Annotated in this window: 19 protein-coding genes; 14 read left to right on the top strand and 5 right to left on the bottom strand. The window is 69.4% G+C overall.

Going from position 1 to position 18,158, the window contains the following annotated elements; all coding sequences use genetic code 11:
- The 8 genes from Q0L15_RS23135 to Q0L15_RS23170 all read left to right on the top strand — a co-directional run.
- Window positions 1-648: NADH-quinone oxidoreductase subunit H (locus Q0L15_RS23135; RefSeq protein ID WP_296607207.1), on the top strand; the 648-nt coding region annotated here is incomplete at its 5' end.
- Complete coding sequence (nuoI, locus tag Q0L15_RS23140) at window positions 648-1,241, top strand: NADH-quinone oxidoreductase subunit NuoI (protein ID WP_296607208.1); 594 nt, start codon at window positions 648-650, stop codon at window positions 1,239-1,241. The genes Q0L15_RS23135 and nuoI, both read left to right, overlap by 1 nt.
- The gene (locus Q0L15_RS23145; protein ID WP_296607209.1) at window positions 1,238-2,068 is read left to right on the top strand and encodes an NADH-quinone oxidoreductase subunit J; all 831 of its coding nucleotides are present in this window, start codon (window positions 1,238-1,240) and stop codon (window positions 2,066-2,068) included. The genes nuoI and Q0L15_RS23145 overlap by 4 nt, the downstream gene beginning before the upstream one ends.
- Window positions 2,065-2,364, top strand: coding sequence for an NADH-quinone oxidoreductase subunit NuoK (gene nuoK / locus Q0L15_RS23150; protein WP_284532386.1), 300 nt, complete (start codon window positions 2,065-2,067; stop codon window positions 2,362-2,364). The genes Q0L15_RS23145 and nuoK overlap by 4 nt, the downstream gene beginning before the upstream one ends.
- A 13-nt stretch (window positions 2,365-2,377) precedes the next feature.
- Window positions 2,378-4,306: an NADH-quinone oxidoreductase subunit L gene (nuoL, locus tag Q0L15_RS23155; protein ID WP_296607210.1), complete on the top strand. Its 1,929-nt coding sequence runs from the start codon at window positions 2,378-2,380 to the stop codon at window positions 4,304-4,306.
- Window positions 4,303-5,841, top strand: coding sequence for an NADH-quinone oxidoreductase subunit M (locus Q0L15_RS23160; RefSeq protein WP_296607211.1), 1,539 nt, complete (start codon window positions 4,303-4,305; stop codon window positions 5,839-5,841). Before nuoL ends, Q0L15_RS23160 begins: the two co-directional genes overlap by 4 nt.
- Window positions 5,841-7,442 carry an NADH-quinone oxidoreductase subunit NuoN gene (gene nuoN / locus Q0L15_RS23165; protein ID WP_296607212.1) on the top strand — a complete coding sequence of 534 codons (1,602 nt, stop codon included), beginning with the start codon at window positions 5,841-5,843 and terminating at the stop codon, window positions 7,440-7,442. Before Q0L15_RS23160 ends, nuoN begins: the two co-directional genes overlap by 1 nt.
- Entirely contained in the window at window positions 7,439-8,443 is a 1,005-nt protein-coding gene (locus tag Q0L15_RS23170; RefSeq protein WP_296607213.1) for a polyprenyl synthetase family protein, read from the top strand. Before nuoN ends, Q0L15_RS23170 begins: the two co-directional genes overlap by 4 nt.
- 118 nt (window positions 8,444-8,561) lie before the next feature.
- On the opposite strand, the gene rarD is transcribed toward Q0L15_RS23170, so the two are convergent.
- The gene (gene rarD, locus Q0L15_RS23175) at window positions 8,562-9,473 is read right to left on the bottom strand and encodes an EamA family transporter RarD (RefSeq protein ID WP_296607214.1); all 912 of its coding nucleotides are present in this window, start codon (window positions 9,471-9,473) and stop codon (window positions 8,562-8,564) included.
- Between the two features lie 115 nt (window positions 9,474-9,588).
- On the opposite strand from rarD, the gene Q0L15_RS23180 reads away from it, so the two are divergent.
- Window positions 9,589-10,041: a hypothetical protein gene (locus tag Q0L15_RS23180; protein WP_296607215.1), complete on the top strand. Its 453-nt coding sequence runs from the start codon at window positions 9,589-9,591 to the stop codon at window positions 10,039-10,041.
- 72 nt (window positions 10,042-10,113) lie between these two features.
- Here the strand turns inward: Q0L15_RS23180 and Q0L15_RS23185 are convergent, their stop codons facing one another.
- Window positions 10,114-11,223: a 2-oxoacid:ferredoxin oxidoreductase subunit beta gene (locus Q0L15_RS23185; RefSeq protein WP_296607216.1), complete on the bottom strand. Its 1,110-nt coding sequence runs from the start codon at window positions 11,221-11,223 to the stop codon at window positions 10,114-10,116.
- Complete coding sequence (locus Q0L15_RS23190) at window positions 11,220-13,175, bottom strand: 2-oxoacid:acceptor oxidoreductase subunit alpha (protein ID WP_296607217.1); 1,956 nt, start codon at window positions 13,173-13,175, stop codon at window positions 11,220-11,222. The genes Q0L15_RS23185 and Q0L15_RS23190 overlap by 4 nt, the downstream gene beginning before the upstream one ends.
- Before the next feature lie 322 nt (window positions 13,176-13,497).
- On the opposite strand from Q0L15_RS23190, the gene Q0L15_RS23195 reads away from it, so the two are divergent.
- From Q0L15_RS23195 to Q0L15_RS23210, 4 genes are read left to right on the top strand one after another with little or no spacing between them, the layout of a single operon-like run.
- Window positions 13,498-14,535, top strand: coding sequence for a sulfate ABC transporter substrate-binding protein (locus Q0L15_RS23195; protein ID WP_296607218.1), 1,038 nt, complete (start codon window positions 13,498-13,500; stop codon window positions 14,533-14,535).
- The gene (cysT, locus tag Q0L15_RS23200) at window positions 14,535-15,416 is read left to right on the top strand and encodes a sulfate ABC transporter permease subunit CysT (RefSeq protein WP_296607219.1); all 882 of its coding nucleotides are present in this window, start codon (window positions 14,535-14,537) and stop codon (window positions 15,414-15,416) included. Before Q0L15_RS23195 ends, cysT begins: the two co-directional genes overlap by 1 nt.
- Window positions 15,409-16,218: a sulfate ABC transporter permease subunit gene (locus Q0L15_RS23205; protein ID WP_296607220.1), complete on the top strand. Its 810-nt coding sequence runs from the start codon at window positions 15,409-15,411 to the stop codon at window positions 16,216-16,218. The genes cysT and Q0L15_RS23205 overlap by 8 nt, the downstream gene beginning before the upstream one ends.
- A 30-nt stretch (window positions 16,219-16,248) precedes the next feature.
- Window positions 16,249-17,229, top strand: coding sequence for a TOBE-like domain-containing protein (locus tag Q0L15_RS23210; protein ID WP_296607221.1), 981 nt, complete (start codon window positions 16,249-16,251; stop codon window positions 17,227-17,229).
- Window positions 17,230-17,313: 84 nt separating this feature from the next.
- Here the strand turns inward: Q0L15_RS23210 and Q0L15_RS23215 are convergent, their stop codons facing one another.
- Window positions 17,314-17,757 carry a MarR family transcriptional regulator gene (locus Q0L15_RS23215; RefSeq protein ID WP_296607222.1) on the bottom strand — a complete coding sequence of 148 codons (444 nt, stop codon included), beginning with the start codon at window positions 17,755-17,757 and terminating at the stop codon, window positions 17,314-17,316.
- 125 nt (window positions 17,758-17,882) lie between these two features.
- Between Q0L15_RS23215 and Q0L15_RS23220 the strand changes: the two genes are divergently transcribed.
- Window positions 17,883-18,041, top strand: a complete 159-nt coding sequence (locus tag Q0L15_RS23220; RefSeq protein ID WP_296607223.1) for a DUF6767 domain-containing protein — start codon at window positions 17,883-17,885, stop codon at window positions 18,039-18,041.
- 8 nt (window positions 18,042-18,049) lie between these two features.
- Here the strand turns inward: Q0L15_RS23220 and Q0L15_RS23225 are convergent.
- The coding region (locus tag Q0L15_RS23225) for a DUF520 family protein (protein WP_296607224.1) at window positions 18,050-18,158 on the bottom strand (109 nt) is incomplete at its 5' end.

The raw sequence follows: 18,158 nt of genomic DNA on the forward strand, positions 1-18,158 counted from the left end.
GACCTCCCCGAGGCCGAGGGCGAGCTGGTCGGCGGCTTCCACACCGAGTACTCCTCGATGACGTTCGCGCTGTTCTTCCTCGCCGAGTACATCAACATGGCGACGGTCTCCGCGGTGGCGACGACGCTGTTCCTCGGCGGCTGGCACGCGCCGTTCTGGATCGACGAGGTCTGGGCCGGCGCCAACGAGGGCTACTGGCCGGTCCTGTGGTTCCTCGGCAAGGTCATCTTCTTCGTGTTCATCTTCATCTGGCTGCGCGGCACGCTGCCCCGTCTGCGCTACGACCAGTTCATGGCGTTCGGCTGGAAGCGGCTGATCCCGGTCTCGCTGGTCTGGATCATCGCGGTCGCCACGATCCGCGCGATCTCGCTCGACGGCGGCATCGACCGGCAGTACCTCCTGATCGGCATCGGCGTGCTCGCCGTGCTCTTCCTGGCGCTGTTCTTCTTCGGCAGCGAGACCGAGGAGACGCCCACGGTCGCTCCGGCCCCGGCGCACCCGGGTGCCTACCCCGTACCGCCGATGCCGACCGGTGGCGCGGTCCGCGGCGCAGCCGCGCCGCTCACGTTCGACCGTCGTTCGCCGGTCACCTCGCAGTCCACGTCACAGCCCAGCGCTGCCGCCAGCAGCACGGGGGAGGAGATCTGATGGCCGGCCCATCCGAGTCCAAGAGCATGCGGGAGCAGTTCTGGGACCCCATCGCGGGGTTCGGGGTGACCTTCCGGACGATGTTCAAGAAGGTCGTCACCGAGCAGTACCCCTTCGAGAAGGTCCCGACCGCGCCGCGCTTCCACGGCCGGCACCAGCTCAACCGCTGGCCCGACGGCCTCGAGAAGTGCGTCGGCTGCGAGCTGTGCGCCTGGGCCTGCCCGGCCGACGCGATCTACGTCGAGGGCGCGTCCAACAGCGACGAGGTCGGCCCCGACGGGCAGTCGGGTCGCTTCAGCCCCGGTGAGCGCTACGGCCGCGTCTACCAGATCAACTACCTGCGCTGCATCCTCTGCGGACTGTGCATCGAGGCCTGCCCGACTCGAGCGCTCACGATGACCAACGAGTACGAGCTGGCCGACGACAACCGCGCGGACCTGATCTACGAGAAGTCCGACCTGCTGGCGCCGCTGCTGCCCGGCATGGAGCAGCCGCCGCACCCGATGCGGCTCGGCGACGACGAGGGCGCCTACTACCGCGGCGAGTTCGCGGCGCCGGCACCCGGCGCTACCAGCACGGAGGCAGGAGCATGACCGCGTTCTGGATCCTCGCCCCGGTCATGGTGATCGCGGCCCTCGGCATCCTCTTCGTCCGCAAGGCCGTCCACGCCGCGTTGCTGCTGGCCGTCGTGATGATGTCGCTCGCGGTGCTCTACGCCGCGCTCGAGGCGCCGTTCCTGTTCGCAGTGCAGATCATCGTCTACACCGGCGCGATCTTGATGCTGTTCCTCTTCGTCGTGATGCTCGTGGGTGTCGACGCCTCGGACTCGGTGGTCGAGACGATCCGCGGCCAGCGGGTGCTCGCCGCGATCGCAGGCCTGGCCCTCGGCCTGGTGCTCGTCCTCGGCCTCGGCCAGATCTCCCTGGGCACCGCGGTCGGCCTCGAGAACGCCAACTCCGGCGGCAACATCGAGTCGCTGGCGAACATCCTGTTCAGCCGTTACGTCTTCGCCTTCGAGACCACCAGCGCGCTGCTGATCACAGCGGCCGTCGGCGCGATGGTGCTCGCCCACCGCGAGCGCCTCACGCCCAAGGCCACGCAGGCCTCGATGGCCGCCCAGCGGGTCAAGGACTACGCCGAGCGCGGCACCCACCTCGGTCCGCTGCCGCCACCGGGCGTCTACGCGCGGCACAACGCCGTCGACACCCCGGCGCTCCTGCCGGACGGGACGGCCGCGGAGTCCTCGGTCTCCCGGGTGCTCGCTGCGCGCGGCACCGTGCGCTCGGCACCGGCCCGTGCCGAGGACATCGAGCAGATCCGCGGCCAGATCGGCGACGCCCCGCACGCCGGGCGTGACGCGGTCGCGCCGGCCACGACGACCGAGGCGGCTCCCGCCACCGGAGAGGACGACTCCGAATGAACGTGACCGCCTACGTGGTCCTCTCGGGGATCCTGTTCACGATCGGCTGCGTCGGGGTGCTCACGCGCCGCAACGCGATCGTGGTGTTCATGTGCGTCGAGCTGATGCTCAACGCCTCGAACCTCGCGCTGGTCGCCTTCGCCCGCCAGCACGGCAACCTCGACGGTCAGATCGCCGCGTTCTTCGTGATGGTGGTCGCGGCTGCCGAGGTGGTCGTCGGGCTCGCGATCATCATGACCATCTTCCGGACCCGTCGCTCGGCCTCGGTCGACGACGCCAGCCTGCTGAAGTACTGAGGTGACTGGGTCTATGTACGCATTCAACGAGGGAGCCATCCCGGTCGTCGCGCCGACGGACGCGGACGGCATCTACTCGCTGCTGTGGCTGATCGTCGCGCTGCCGCTCGCCGGCGCCGCGATCCTGCTGATCGGCGGGAGGTTCACCGACAAGTGGGGACACCTGCTCGGCACGCTGATGCCGATCGGCTCGTTCGGGATCTCCCTGGCGCTGTTCGTCGACCTGCTCGGCCGTGACGAGGGCCAGCGCCAGATCACCCAGCACCTCTACAGCTGGATCCAGGTCGGCGGCCTCGACGTCGGCGCCGACCTGCTCTACGACCCGTTGTCGGCGCTGTTCCTCCTGCTGATCACCGGCGTCGGCTCGCTGATCCACGTCTACTCGATCGGCTATATGTCCCACGACCCGCGGCGGCGCCGGTTCTTCGCCTACCTCAACCTGTTCGTGGCCGCGATGCTCACGCTGGTGCTCGCGGAGAACTACCTCGGGCTGTTCCTCGGCTGGGAGGGCGTCGGTCTCGCGTCGTACCTCCTCATCGGCTTCTGGCAGCACAAGCCGTCCGCGGCCGCCGCCGCCAAGAAGGCGTTCGTCATCAACCGCGTCGGTGACATGGGCATGTCGACCGCGATCATGATGTTCTTCGTGACCTTCGGGTCCACGAGCTTCACCGTGATCAGCGAGAACGCCGCCGGCGCCTCCGAGACCAAGCTGACGATCCTCGGCCTGCTGCTCCTGCTCGGCGCCTGCGCGAAGTCCGCCCAGTTCCCCCTGCAGGCCTGGCTGCTCGACGCGATGGAGGGCCCGACCCCGGTCTCGGCCCTCATCCACGCGGCCACGATGGTGACCGCCGGCGTCTACCTGATCGTCCGGTCCAACTTCATCTTCGAGCTGGCGCCCGACGCCCAGACGGCGGTGGTCGTCGTCGCCTTGATCTCGATCCTCTGGGGTGCCGCGATCGGATGCGCCAAGGACGACATCAAGAAGGGCCTGGCCGGCTCCACGATGAGCCAGATCGGCTACATGATGCTCGGCGCCGGCCTCGGCGCGGCGGGCTACGCCTTCGCGATCTTCCACCTGCTCACGCACGGGTTCTTCAAGGCCAACATGTTCCTCGGCGCCGGCTCGGTCATGCACGGCATGAACGACGACGTGGACATGCGCCACTACGGCGCCCTGCGCAAGATGATGCCGGTGACGTTCCTGACGTTCGCGATGGGCTACCTCGCGATCATCGGGTTCCCGGGCTTCTCCGGCTTCTGGTCCAAGGACAAGATCATCGAGACCGCGCTGGCCGACAACTGGCTGGTCGGCATCTGTGCGCTCCTCGGTGCCGGCATCACCGGCTTCTACATGACCCGGATGATGCTGATGACGTTCCTGGGCGAGAAGCGCTGGGAGAAGGACGTGCACCCGCACGAGTCCCCCTCGGTGATGACGATCCCGCTGATGGTCCTCGCGGCCCTGTCCGTGCTCGGTGGCGTGATGCTCGCCGGTGACTGGATCCAGGACTTCCTGGCGCCGGTCGTCGGGACGGGCGCCCATGAGGACCCGCCGCTGCCCGCGCTGGCGATCACCACGATCGCGGTGCTGGTCGTCGCCTCTGGTGTCGCCTTGGCCTTCGTGTTGTTCGGCAAGCGGGACATCCCGCGCACCGCGCCGCAGGACGTCTCCTTCGTGACCCGCGCGGCACGCGCCGAGCTCTACGGCAACCAGATCAACGACGGCCTGGTCGTCACCCCGACCCGGCACCTGGTCGGCGGCCTCCTCGCGGTCGACAAGCACGTGGTGGACGGCACCTTCACGGGCGGTCCGATCGCGATCGGGAGTCTCGGTGCCGTGGCCCGCCGCGCGCAGAACGGCTTCGTCCGCACCTACGCCCTGTCCCTCCTCGGCGGCGCTCTGCTCGTCGTCCTTGCTCTCCTGGCGGTGAATCTCGCATGAGCGACTTCCCCTGGCTCACCGTCCTCTGGGCGCTGCCGTTGGTCGGCGCCCTGGTGACGGCCCTCGTGCCCAAGGCTCCGGGCTCGGTCCTGCCCAAGCAGGTGGGGCTGGTCTTCTCGCTGCTGACGCTCGCCGTCGGCATCGCGATGGCGACGCAGTACAACACCGGCGACGGCATGCAGCTCACCGAGACCCACACCTGGATCGAGGCCTTCGGCGTCCACTACGCACTCGGCGTCGATGGGCTGGGGCTCCTGCTGATCCTGATGACGGTCGCCCTGGTGCCGATCGTGTTCGTCGCCTCGTGGCACGAGGCCGACGACCGCTCGCCGGCCGCGTTCTTCGCCTGGGCGCTCGCGCTCGAGTCGTTCGCCATCGCGGTCTTCGCCGCCACCGACGTCTTCCTCTTCTACATGGTGTTCGAGGCGACGCTGATCCCGGCGTACTTCCTCATCGGCCGCTTCGGGCGCGCCGGTCGGGGCTACGCCGCGCTGAAGTTCCTCATGTACCAGCTGGCCGGCGGCCTGATCCTGCTCGCCGCCGTGATCGGGCTCTACGTCGTCTCCTCCGACGCCGGCACCCCGTCCTACCTCCTCAGCGACCTCGCCCAGCTCGACATCGGCACCACCACCGAGCGCTGGCTGTTCGTGGGCTTCATGATCGCCTTCGCGATCAAGGCGCCGCTGTTCCCGCTGCACACGTGGCTGGCAGACACGACCGAGAAGGCCACCCCGGGCACGAGCGTGCTGCTGGTGTGCGTGCTCGACAAGATCGGCACGTTCGGGATGCTGCGGTTCTGCCTGGGCCTGTTCCCCGAGGCCTCCCAGTGGGCGACCCCGGTCGTCGTCGCGATCGCCCTCGTGTCGATCGTCTACGGCGCGCTGGTCGCGATCGGCCAGGACGACATCCTGCGGCTGATCGGCCTGACCTCGCTGAGCCACTTCGGCTTCATCACGCTGGGCATCTTCGCGTTCAGCAGCCAGGGCGGCTCCGGCTCGATCCTCTACATGGTCAACCACGGCGTCGGCACCGCCGCGCTGTTCCTCATCGCCGGCTACCTGATCAAGCGCAAGGGCACCTCGCTGATCAGCCAGATCACCGGCGTCGAGTCCAAGGCCCCGGTCCTCGCCGGGCTGTTCCTCGTGGCCGGACTGGCGACGCTCGGCCTCCCGGGCCTGAGCCAGTTCGTCTCGGAGATCCTGGTGCTGATCTCGGCCTTCGACTACCACTGGTGGGTCGGCGCGATCGCCGTGACCGGCATCGTGCTCGCCGCGGTCTACGTGCTGTGGCTCTACCAGCGGACGATGACCGGGCCGCCGCTGCCAGGCGACGAGCGCCACGAGGTCATGGTCGACCTCGACCGGCGTGAGCTCGTCGCGGTCGTTCCCCTGATGCTCGCGCTGGTGTTCTTCGGCTTCTACCCGTCGCCGTTGCTCGACGTCAGCAACCCCATGGTCGACTCCCTGATGCAGCACGTCGGTGTCTCCGACGAGGCTCCGTCGGTCGCCGGCCACGCCGAGGAAGGTGCTCACTGATGGACTTCACCAAGCCCACGATCGAGTACGCCGACCTGTGGCCGCTCCTCGTGGTCTTCGGCGTCGCCTGCGCCGGGGTCGTCGTCGAGGCGTTCGTGCCGCGCGCCCTGCGCTTCGTCGTCCAGACCCTGCTCGCGGTGGCGGGCATCCTCGCCGCCCTGCTCGGCACGATCCTCGTCGCCCGCGACCTCGACGTGCTCGGTGACGGTGCCGCGCGCGGGACGGTCGACGCCATGGGCACGATCGCCGTCGACGGCCCGACGGTGTTCTTCTGGGGCATCCTCCTGGTCTTCGGCCTCGGCGGTGCGCTGCTGTTCGCCGAGCGCCGGCTCGAGGGCGGCGTCTCGACGTTCGCCGGCCAGGCGGCCGCGCTGCCCGGCACGGAGGCCGAGCGCCAGGCATCGACCCGGGGTCTGGAGCACACCGAGGTCTACCCGCTGATGATGTTCGCGCTCGGCGGCATGATGCTGTTCCCGGCCGCCAACGACCTGCTGACGCTGTTCGTGGCCCTCGAGGTGCTCTCGCTGCCGCTCTACCTGCTCTGTGGCCTGGCGCGCCGCCGCCGCCTGCTGAGCCAGGAGGCCGCGCTCAAGTACTTCCTGCTCGGCGCGTTCTCCTCGGCGTTCTTCCTCTACGGTGCGGCCCTGATCTACGGGTTCTCCGGAGCGATGGGCTTCGCGCAGATCAACGAGGCGGTCCGCGACGACATCGGCAACCAGACGCTGCTGCTGATCGGCCTCGGCATGCTGTCGGTGGGCCTGCTGTTCAAGGTCGGCGCTGCGCCGTTCCACTCCTGGACCCCCGACGTCTACCAGGGCGCCCCGACCGCGGTCACCGCGTTCATGGCGGCCGGCACCAAGATCGCCGCCTTCGGCGCGATGCTCCGCCTCTACTACGTCGCCTTCGGCGCCGACCGCTGGAGCTGGCAGCCGATGCTGTGGGTCATCGCGATCCTCACGATGCTGGTCGGCGCGGTGCTCGCCATCGTCCAGACCGACATGAAGCGGATGCTCGCCTACTCCTCGGTCGCCCACACCGGGTTCCTGCTCACCGGCGTGCTGGGTGTCCAGCAGGCCTCCGAGCTGGCCGACGGCGAGGTCACCTCGCTGCAGGCGGTGCTGTTCTACCTGGTGACGTACGGCTTCTCGATCATCGGGGCGTTCGCCCTCGTCACGCTCGTGCGCGACGCGGGCGGCGAGGCCACCCAGTTCGCGCGCTGGCGGGGGCTCGGGCGCCGCTCGCCGGTGGTCGCCGGGATCTTCGCCTTCTTCCTGCTCTCGATGGCCGGCATCCCGCTGACCGCCGGGTTCGTCGGCAAGTGGGCGGTCTTCACGGTGGCGCTGGCCGCCGGGGCCTGGCCCGTGGTGATCGCGGCGGTGGCGTGCAGCATCATCGCGGTGTTCTTCTACGTCCGCGTGATCCTGCTGATGTTCTTCGATGACGACGACGTGGCGGTCTCGGGCGAGGTCGCCAGCGTCACGAAGCCGTCGGTGCTGACCTCGGCGACGATCCTCGTCGGTGTGGCCGCGACGCTGGTGCTCGGCGTCGTGCCCGGCCCGGTGCTGGACCTCGCGGCCAATGCGGGACAATTCGTCAGGTGACCACTGCTTCTCCCGGACTGGCGCTGCCCGTCACCGACGAGGCCCTCGCCTCGAGGCTCCGCGACCGCATGGCCGCGGTCGAGGAGGCGCTGGCTGGCCATGTGGTCAGCCGCGCCGGCTTCGTCAGCGAGACCGCCAGCCACCTGATGAGCGCCGGCGGCAAGCGGTTCCGACCGCTGCTGGTGCTGCTCGCGGCCGAGACGGGTGATCGTCCCGAGTCCGAGGAGGTCATCACCGCGGCCTGTGTCGTCGAGCTGACCCACCTCGCCTCGCTCTACCACGACGACGTCATGGACGAGGCGGAGCTGCGCCGCGGAGCGGTGTCGGCCAACGCCCGCTGGGACAACCACGTCGCGATCCTCACCGGCGACTTCCTGTTCTCGAAGTCCTCCGAGCTGACCGCGGACCTGGGCCCCGACGCGGTCCGCATCCAGGCCCAGACGTTCACCCGCCTGGTCGAGGGGCAGATCCTCGAGACCGTGCAGCCCGGGCCGGGCGAGGACCCGCTCGCGCACTACCTCGACGTGGTGGCCGGCAAGACCGGGTCGTTGATCGCGACCTCGGCGCGCTACGGCGCGCGGTTCGGCGGCGCGACCCCCGAGGTCGAGGAGGCGCTGACGGCGTACGGCGAGATCGTCGGCTCGGCGTTCCAGCTCTCCGACGACATCCTCGACATCGCCTCCGAGTCCGGTGAGTCCGGCAAGACGCCGGGCACCGACCTGCGTGAGGGCGTGCCGACCCTGCCGGTGCTGATGGCGCTCGCCTCGACCGATCCGGCCGACGCGCGCCTGCACGAGCTGCTCGCCGGTGACCTGACCGACGACGACCGCCACGCCGAGGCTCTGCGCCTCCTGCGGGCCCACCCGGCGCTGGGCCAGGCGCGCGACTACGTCGTCAACCAGGCCCGCGAGGCCAAGGCCCATCTCGCCGCCGTCCCGGCCGGCCCGGTCCGCGACGCCCTCGAGGCCTTCGCCGACCTGGTGGCCGTTCGCTCCTCCTGACCGTTGATTCGGGACTTCTGCACGTTGAGTCGGGACTTGTGACGGTCGAGTCGGGAGATAACTCCCGACTCGACCGTCACAACTCACGACTGAACCGTCACAACTCACGAATCAACGTTCAGGCGGCAGTGGTCGCTTCGACGGTGAGGCGCAGCTGGCGACGGCGGTGGTTGACCGCCTCGGCGGTGAAGACGACCAGCGCGATCCAGACCAGCACGAAGCCGACCCAGCGGCCCGCCGGCATGTCCTCGTGGAACCACAGGACGCCGAGCGCGAACTGCAGGATCGGTGCGAGGTACTGCAACAACCCCAGGGTGACCATCGAGACGCGGGTGGCCGCGGCGCCGAAGCAGATCAGCGGCACGGCGGTCACGATGCCGGTGCTCAGGAACAGGAGCGCGTGGCCGGCCCCGTGGCTGGCGAAGTCCGAGTCGCCGGTGGCGCCGAGCCAGATCAGGTAGCCGGCGGCGACCGGGGCGATCACGGCGGTCTCGAACGCGAGGCTCTCGGTCGCGCCGACGTTGGCGGTCTTCTTGCACAACCCGTAGCTGCCGAACGAGAAGGCCAGGACCAGCGCCACCCACGGCAGGTGCCCGTAGTCGACGGCCAGCACCACCACCGCCACGCACGCGAGGCCGAGTGCCATCCACTGGAGCGGGCGCAGCCGCTCGCCGAGGATCAGCACCCCCATGAGCACCGTGACCAGCGGGTTGATGAAGTAGCCCAAGGAGGTCTCGACGACCCGGTCGTTGTTGACGCCCCAGATGTAGGTCACCCAGTTCACGCTGATCACGGCGGCGGCGACGGTGAGCAGCACCCGGACCCGTCGGTCGCGCGCGACCGCACGCAGGTGCGTCGTGCGCCGCAGCAGCACCATCAGCAGGCCCATCGTGATGCACGACCACAGCACCCGGTGCGCCAGGATCTCCGCCGCGCCAGCGGGCTCCAGCAGCGGCCAGTAGAGCGGGAACGCTCCCCACATGGCGTAGGCCGCGAACCCGAACATCAGTCCACGACGCGGTTCCGGCACGCGCACAGCATAAGAGGGCGTCTGAGGGGTTTGGTGCCGCGGGCCGCGGGGGAGGTTCCCGGGCACGGGGCCTGAGACGGAGGGCCCGCCCACGTCTCGGAGGGAGACCCCACGGATGCGTTCTCGCCTGACCGTCCTGACCGCCTCGATCGCACTGAGCCTCGGCGGGCTAGCCGCGCCGCTGCTCGCGCCCGCCACCGCTCAGACCGCGCCGAGCGAGGCCGTCGCCGCCCGCGCGATCGCCGCGGCCCCTGCTGCGCGGGGCACCGACAAGCCGGTCCGCAACCTGCACGACGGCATCGACAAGCGTCGCGGCAAGCTGTTCTTCCACGGCCGGGTCAGCCCCGGCCACGGCCCGGTCGTCGTGCAGAAGAAGACGTGCGCCAAGAAGTCGTGCACGTGGAAGGTCTTCAAGAAGGTCCCCACCCGCGGGCCGAAGGAGAAGTGGGAGGTGCGCGTCTACGCGCCCAAGCACGGCAACTGGTACTGGCGGGGTTACGTCAAGGCCTACGGCGGGTATGCCAAGTCCTGGACGCACGTGTACAAGACCTACACGACGCGCTTCTGAACCTCGGGAACGCACGAAGGGTCCCGCTCTCGGGCGGGACCCTTCTGTGTTCGTGAGACCGGGCGCGTCCCGTCAGGCGACCGTCCAGGTGTCGCCGGCACCGATGAGCGCGGCGAGCTTCTCGGCCCGGTCACCCGGCGCGGCCGCCTTCGCGTCGGCCACCTGGGCGCGCGCCTGGTCGTCGTACGTCGGGCGCTCGACCTGACGGAAGATGCCGATCGGCGACTGGTTGAGGTAGCCGGAGTCGGTCAGCCGCGAGATCGCGAACGCCGTGCTCGGATCGGGGTTGTGGGCGTCGTGGACCAGGAGGGCATCAGCGCTCACCTGGCCGGGCTCGCTGCCGACCTCGACGACCCGGACTCCGCCGGTCTCGGTGTCGCGGACCAGGCCCTTGGCCCCCTGGCCGGAGGCGTCGGGAGCGCCGAAGCGGATCGGCTCGCCGTGCACGAGCGGGATGATCGCGTCGGCCTTGGTGTCGTTGTTCTTGATGGCATCGAACGCGCCGTCGTTGAAGATCGGGCAGTTCTGGTAGATCTCCACGAACGACGTGCCCCGGTGGGCGGCCGCCGCCGACAGCACCGCGGTGAGGTGCTTGCGGTCGGAGTCGATGGTGCGGGCGACGAACGAGCCCTCGGCCCCGAGCGCGAGCGAGACCGGGTTGAACGGGTGGTCGAGCGAGCCCATCGGGGTCGACTTGGTGATCTTGCCGGCCTCGGAGGTGGGGGAGTACTGGCCCTTGGTGAGGCCGTAGATCCGGTTGTTGAACAGCAGGATCGTCATGTTGACGTTGCGGCGCAGCGCGTGGATCAGGTGGTTGCCACCGATCGAGAGCGCATCGCCGTCGCCGGTGACGACCCAGACCGAGAGGTCCTCTCGCGCCGTGGCGATGCCGGTCGCGATCGACGGCGCCCGACCGTGGATCGAGTGCATGCCGTAGGTGTCGAGGTAGTAGGGGAACCGCGAGGAGCAGCCGATGCCGGAGACGAAGACGATGTTCTCGCGACGAAGACCCAGGTCGGGCAGGAAGCCCTGCACCGCCTTGAGGACGGCGTAGTCACCGCAGCCGGGGCACCAGCGCACCTCCTGGTCGCTGGTGAAGTCCTTGCCGGTCTGGGGTCCGTCGGCCGTCGGGACGAGCTCGACGCCGGAGCGCAGGCCCGGGAAGTTCAGGTCGGTGGTCATGACAGCGCCTCCTCGACGGGGCTGGTGAGGTCGACCGGCGTGCCCTCGGCCTGGGCGATGAGCTCTCCGATGGCGTCGGCCACGTCGGCGGCCTTGAGCGGCAGGCCGCGCACCTGGTTGTAGCCGACGGCGTCGACGAGGTACTTGGCGCGCAGCAGCAGCGAGAGCTGGCCGAGGTTCATCTCGGGCACCAGGACCTTGTCGTAGCGCGCGAGGATCTCGCCGAGGTCCTTCGGGAACGGGTTGAGGTGGCGCAGGTGCACCTGGGCCACGTGGTAGCCGGCCTTGCGGACCCGGCGCACGCCCGCGCCGATGGGGCCGTACGTCGATCCCCAGCCGATCACCAGCACACGGGCCTGTCCCGAGGGGTCGTCGACCACGAGCGGCGGGAGGGACTCGGCGATGCGGTCGACCTTGGCCTGGCGGGTGCGGACCATGTAGTCGTGGTTGGCAGGGTCGTAGGAGATGTTGCCGTGGCCCTCGGCCTTCTCCAGGCCGCCGATGCGGTGCTCGAGACCCGGGGTGCCGGGCACCGCCCAGGGCCGGGCGAGGGTCTCCTCGTCGCGCAGGTAGGGCCAGAACTCGGTGGCCTCCGCGTCCTCGCCCTGGGCGTTCGCGGGCCGGTGGTTGGGCTCGGTGGCGAACGCCGGGTCGATCGTGGGCAGGTCGGCGAGCTCGGGGATCCGCCAGGGCTCGGAGCCGTTGGCGAGGTAGCCGTCGGAGAGCAGCATCACCGGGGTGCGGTAGGTGATCGCGATCCGGGCGGCTTCGAGGGCGGCGTCGAAGCAGTCGCCGGGTGACTGGGGAGCGACGATCGGGAGCGGCGCCTCGCCGTTGCGGCCGAACATCGCCTGCAGGAGGTCGGCCTGCTCGGTCTTGGTCGGCAGTCCGGTCGACGGTCCGCCGCGCTGGACGTCGACGACGAGGAGCGGCAGCTCGGTCATGACCGCGAGGCCGATCGCCTCGGACTTCAGCGCGATGCCCGGACCAGACGTGGTCGTCACGCCCAGGGCACCGGCGAACGATGCTCCGATCGCGGCGCCGACGCCGGCGATCTCGTCCTCGGCCTGGAACGTGGTCACGCCGAACGACTTGTGCTTCGACAGCTCGTGGAGGATGTCGGAGGCCGGGGTGATCGGGTAGGAGCCCAGGAACACCGGGAGACCGGACTGCACGCCGCCCGCGATCAGGCCGTAGGCGAGCGCGAGGTTGCCGGTGATGTTGCGGTAGGTGCCCGGGGCCATCGGTGCCGGCTTGATCTCGTACTGCACCACGAACGTCTCGGTGGTCTCGCCGTAGTTCCAGCCGGCCTTGAAGGCCGCGATGTTCGCGTCGCGGATGTCGGCGACCTTGGCGAACCGCTTCTCGAGGAACGTGGTGGTCGGCTCGGTGGGACGCCCATACATCCACGACAGCAGGCCGAGGGCGAACATGTTCTTGGCCCGTGCGGCGTCCTTGCGCGAGAGGCCGAACTCCTTGACCGCCTCGACCGTCATGCCGGTCAGGTCGACGGGCTGGACGTTGAAGGCGCCCAAGGGGTCGTTGGAGTCGCCGAGCAGGTCGAGCGGGTTGGTGTCGTAGCCGGCCTTGGCGAGGTTGCGGGCCGTGAAGTCGTGGGTGTCGACGATGATCGTGGCGCCCTTCGGCAGGTCGCCGAGGTTGGCCTTGAGCGCGGCGGGGTTCATCGCGACCAGCACGTCGGGCGCATCGCCCGCGGTCAGGATGTCGTGGTCGGCGAGGTGCACCTGGAAGGAGGACACGCCCGGGAGCGTCCCCTGAGGCGCACGGATCTCGGCCGGGAAGTTCGGCAGCGTCACGAGGTCGTTGCCGAAGACCGCGGACTCCTGGGTGAACCGATCGCCGGTGAGCTGCATGCCGTCACCGGAGTCGCCCGCGAACCGGATGATGACCCGGTCGAGCTGCTTGACCTGCTTGCCCTGCTGGATAGACACGGCTCGCGCCCACTTCCCGTCGTTGCGTCACGCCTGCGTGCCCGAGAGCCGGATCCCCGGCACGAGGGTGATCGTACTCGCGGGACGCGAGAAACTGGAACACGTTCCAGTTTCGCCTCTGCCGGGTTCGCCGGCACGGCTTCCCACGATAGTCGCGCCCGTCGGAGGGCCGGGCCCATCTCTGTCGCTGGACCCATCGGAGCCTCGTGAGTCACGACACACGCCGCGGTATGGACCTCTGAACTATCAAGTCGGTTAAGTCGAGTATGCTTCTCGTAATTACTTGGTAAAGCCTCGTTCGTCGAGGCGGGAAAGAGACGAGATGAAGACTTCGATCAAGGCTGCGGCGACGCTGGTCGCAGGGGTGCTCGCCTTGACCGGCTGCTCGAGCTCCGCGAGCAGTGACGACGGCGAGACGCTCAACATCAACGCCTTCTCGGTCATGGAGGCGGCCAACGAGCCCGTCTTCGCCGACTTCGACAAGACCGAGGCCGGGAAGGACGTGCAGTTCGAGACGTCGTACGGCGCCTCCGGCGACCAGAGCCGCGCCGTCGTGGCCGGCGCCGACGCGGACGTCGTGCACTACTCCCTGGAGACCGACGTGACCCGCCTCGTCGGCGAGGGGCTGGTGGCCGAGGACTGGAAGGACAACCCGACCAAGGGCATCGCCACCTCGTCGGTGGTGGTCTTCGTCGTGCGCAAGGGCAACCCGGAGAACATCCAGACCTGGGACGACCTGGTCAAGCCGGGCGTCGAGATCATCACGCCCAACCCCGGGTCGTCGGGATCGGCGCGGTGGAACATCCTGGCCGCGTGGGCGCACATCGCGGCCAACGGCGGCAGCGAGGCCGACGCCAAGGCGTTCCTCACCCAGCTGCTCGACAACACGATCGCGCTGCCGGGGTCGGGCCGGGAGGCGACCACGGCGTTCACCGACGGCTCCGGTGACGTGCTGCTGTCCTACGAGAACGAGGCGATCCTGGCCAAGCAGAGCGGCGCAGACGTCGACTACGTCGTCCCGCCGGACACGCTGCTCATCGAGAACCCGGCTGCGGTCACGGTCGACGCCGACAAGACCGCCCAGGCGTTCCTCGACTTCATGACCTCCCCGGATGCCCAGGCCGACTACGCGCAGTTCGGCTTCCGGCCGGTCGTCGACGGCGTCGACATCGGCGAGGTCGAGGGCGCCAACGACCCGTCCGACCCGTTCCCGGCTCCCGACAAGCTGTTCACCGTCGACGGCGACTTCGGCGGCTGGGGTGTGGCCGCGGACAAGTTCTTCGGCGACGGCGAGGAGGGCAATCCCCTCGGCATCATCACCCAGCTGCAGCAGGAGACCGGCAAGGTGGGCGAGGAGTAATGACCGCTGCCCTCCTCGAAGGGCCGAGCGACACCGTCGAGCCGGCGTCCCCTGAGGGACGCCGGCGCCGGCGCGCTCGCCGCTCGGCGCCCCGCAACACCCTGACCCCCGGGGCCGGCATCGGCCTCGGCATCTCCATGATCTGGTTCAGCCTGCTGGTCCTGATCCCTCTCTCCGCGGTCGTCGCCGCGGCGTCCTCCGGCGGGTGGGACGGCTACCTGCGCGTGCTGCAGAACGACCAGACGTGGGCGGCGATCAAGCTCACCGTGACCCAGTCGCTGGTCGTGACCGTCATCAACATCTTCATGGGCACCGTCATCGCGTGGGTGCTGGTGCGTGATCGGTTCTGGGGCAAGCCGGCCCTCGACGTGATCATCGACGTCCCGTTCGCCATGCCGACGGTGGTCGCCGGCCTGCTGCTGCTCTCGCTCTACGGGCCCAGCAGCCCGATCGGGCTGCACTGGGCCAACACCGAGCGGGCCGTGACGCTGGCGCTCGCCTTCGTGACCCTGCCCTTCATCGTCCGGACCGTGCAGCCGGTGCTCGAGGAGCTCGACGCCGACGTCGAGGAGGCCGCAGCCTCGCTCGGCGCCAGCCGAGCCACCATCGTGCGACGGATCATCCTGCCGAGCCTGGCTCCCGCCATCGCGGCGGGCGCCGCCCTGTCGTTCGCGCGCGCCATCTCGGAGTACGGGTCCCTGGTGCTGCTCAGCGGCAACCGTCCCTTCCAGACCGAGGTCGTGTCGGTCCGGGTGCTCACGTTCATCGAGAACGGCAGCAACACCTCGGCGGCTGCGGTCGCCTCGGTCATGTTGGCCGTCGCGTTGTTCGTGATCGTGGCCCTCGACCTCGTCCAGCGAAGGGTGTCGCGCCGTGGTTGAGGTCTCGTCCCCCACCCGCTGGCTGCTGCGCGTGCTCGCCGTCGGCTACGTGTTCTTCCTCGTCGCGTGGCCGGTCGGCCTCCTGGTGCGCCGTACGTTCGACGGCGGTCTGCAGAACCTCAGCGACACGCTCAGCGACGACCGCGCGGTCGCAGCGCTCCAGCTCACCGCGGTCGTGGCGTTCTGGGCGGTCGTGATCAACCTCGTCTTCGGGGTGACGATCTCGATCCTGCTGGTCCGCTACCAGTTCCCGGGCAAGCGCGTGCTCTCGGCGCTGATCGACCTGCCGCTCTCCGTGTCGCCGGTGGTGGTCGGTCTCGCTCTCGTGCTGGTCTACAACGGACGCGACGGTTGGTTCGGCCCGACGCTCGAGGACAACGGGCTCCAGGTCATCTTCAACAGCCCCGGCATGATCATGGCGACCTGCTTCGTGGCGCTGCCGCTGGTGATCCGCGAGGTCGTGCCGGTGCTCACCGAGATCGGTGACGACCAGGAGCAGGCGGCGCGCAGCCTCGGCGCGAGCGCTCGCCAGACGTTCCTGCGGATCACCCTGCCGAGCATCAAGTGGGCCGTCGTGTACGGCGTGGTCCTCGCGCTGGCCCGGTCGATCGGCGAGTTCGGCGCCGTGAAGATCGTGTCCGGCAACATCACCGGCCGCACCCAGACCGCGACCCTGGCGGTCGAGGCGAAGTACCAGAACTTCCAGCAGCCGGAGGCCTACTCCATCGCGTTCCTGCTGGCGCTCGTCTGCATCGCCTGCCTGGTCGTCGTCGCCGTCCTGCGCCCCAAGCGCGAGCACTGAACCCCCGTCTTCGAAGGAGAACAGCAACCCATGAGCATCGAGGTCTCAGGAGTCACCAAGAGGTTCGGTGACTTCGTCGCGCTCGACAACGTCAACGTCTCGCTGCCCACCGGGCAGCTCACCGCTCTGCTGGGCCCCTCCGGTGGCGGCAAGTCAACGCTGCTGCGGATCATCGCCGGCCTGGACTCCGCCGACGCCGGCACCGTGAGCATCGAAGGGGTGGACGCGACCAAGCTGCCCCCGCAGAAGCGCAATGTCGGGTTCGTCTTCCAGCACTATGCGGTCTTCAAGCACATGACGGTGGCCAAGAACGTCGCCTTCGGCCTGGAGATCCGGCACCGTCCCAAGGAGGAGATCGCCGCGAAGGTCGACGAGCTGCTCCGTCTGGTGCACCTCTCGCAGTTCGCCCACCGGCTCCCCTCGCAGCTCTCCGGTGGCCAGCGCCAGCGCATGGCACTGGCTCGTGCGCTGGCGGTGGAGCCGTCGGTGCTGCTGCTCGACGAGCCGTTCGGAGCGCTCGACGCGAAGGTCCGCAAGGAGCTGCGCGAGTGGTTGCGCCGCCTGCACGACGAGGTTCACGTGACGACGGTCTTCGTCACCCACGACCAGGAGGAGGCCATGGAGGTCGCCGACGAGATCGTGGTCATCAACGAGGGCCGCGTCGAGCAGGTCGGCACGCCCGACCAGCTCTACGACGAGCCCGCCAACGACTTCGTCATGGGCTTCCTGGGGGACATCACCTCGCTCAACGGCGTGATGCTGCGCCCGCACGACGTGCACATCTCGCTGACCCCCCAGCTCTCGGGTGCCGCGGAGGGCACGGTCTCGCGACTGCTTCGGGTCGGGTTCGAGGTCCGGGCGACCGTGCTGACCGACGACGGCGACGAGGTGACCGTCGTGCTCACGCGCACCCACGCCCGCCAGCTCGGCCTCGAGTCCGGGGCGCGGGTCTGGGTCACGCCGGCGTCCGGGGCCACGGTGATCCCGTCGATGGCGGCGCTGCCGGCCTGACCCACCCCGCTGGGTGCGCCGCGCCACCGAGGTGCACCTCTGCCCGGCGCCGCCGACGTCGGTGGCGCCGGGCAGGGACTTCTCTCAGGGTGCGTCCTGGAAGACGACCGGGACCGCGTGCTCGCTGACGATCTGGTCGGCGATGGAGGCGAACGCCCGGCGCTCGTCGGGAGGCATGCACGCGACCATCTCGGTCAGCCGCTCGGTCGTTCGAGCGTGGAAGGCGTCAGCCAGTCGCCTGCCTCCGGCGGTCAGCTCGACGGTGATGGCGCGACCATCCTCCGGGGAGGCGACCCGGCGTACCCAGCCCTTGCGCTCGACGCGATCGACGAGTCCGCTGAGGCTGGACTTCTCCAGCCTCATCATCGGAGCGAGCTCGGACATCCGGCGTGGGCACTCGGAGACGACGCACAGGAGCTGCGCCTGCGGCGGGGTCAGGCCGTGCTGGGAGCAGACCTCGGCATAGACCGACTGCACGAGGAAGCTGAGCCGCACCAGGGCTGCCGCCACTCCCGGCGCTTCAGGCATCTGACAGCTTTCAACTTGGCGTTCGTTCGTGTCGCGAACTAAGATAGTTCGTAGTACGAACTGTACGGGAGGTCGGACATGGTGACAACGTCGAGCGCCGGTCCGACCTGCCCGGGGTGCGGCGCATGAGGCCCGATCCGAGGTGCCCGCTGCGGCCCGGCGAGTTCTGCACGTTGTGCCAGCCCGGGGCCTCCGGTCCGGAGAACTGCCCCGCGGTCTACCTGGTCATGCGTGACCCGGAGCTGGTCGACGAGCTGGCGCGGCTGCGCCGCGAGTCCGCCTGAGCCGCTCCTCAGCGGTAGTTGGTGAACTGCACCGCGAAGTCGTAGTCCTGCTGCTTCACCAGGGCCTGCACGGCCTGGAGGTCGTCGCGCTTCTTGGAGGAGATCCGCAGCTCGTCG

The sequence above is a fragment of the Nocardioides sp. genome, assembly GCF_024509035.1.
Classification (GTDB): Bacteria; Actinomycetota; Actinomycetes; order Propionibacteriales; family Nocardioidaceae; genus Nocardioides.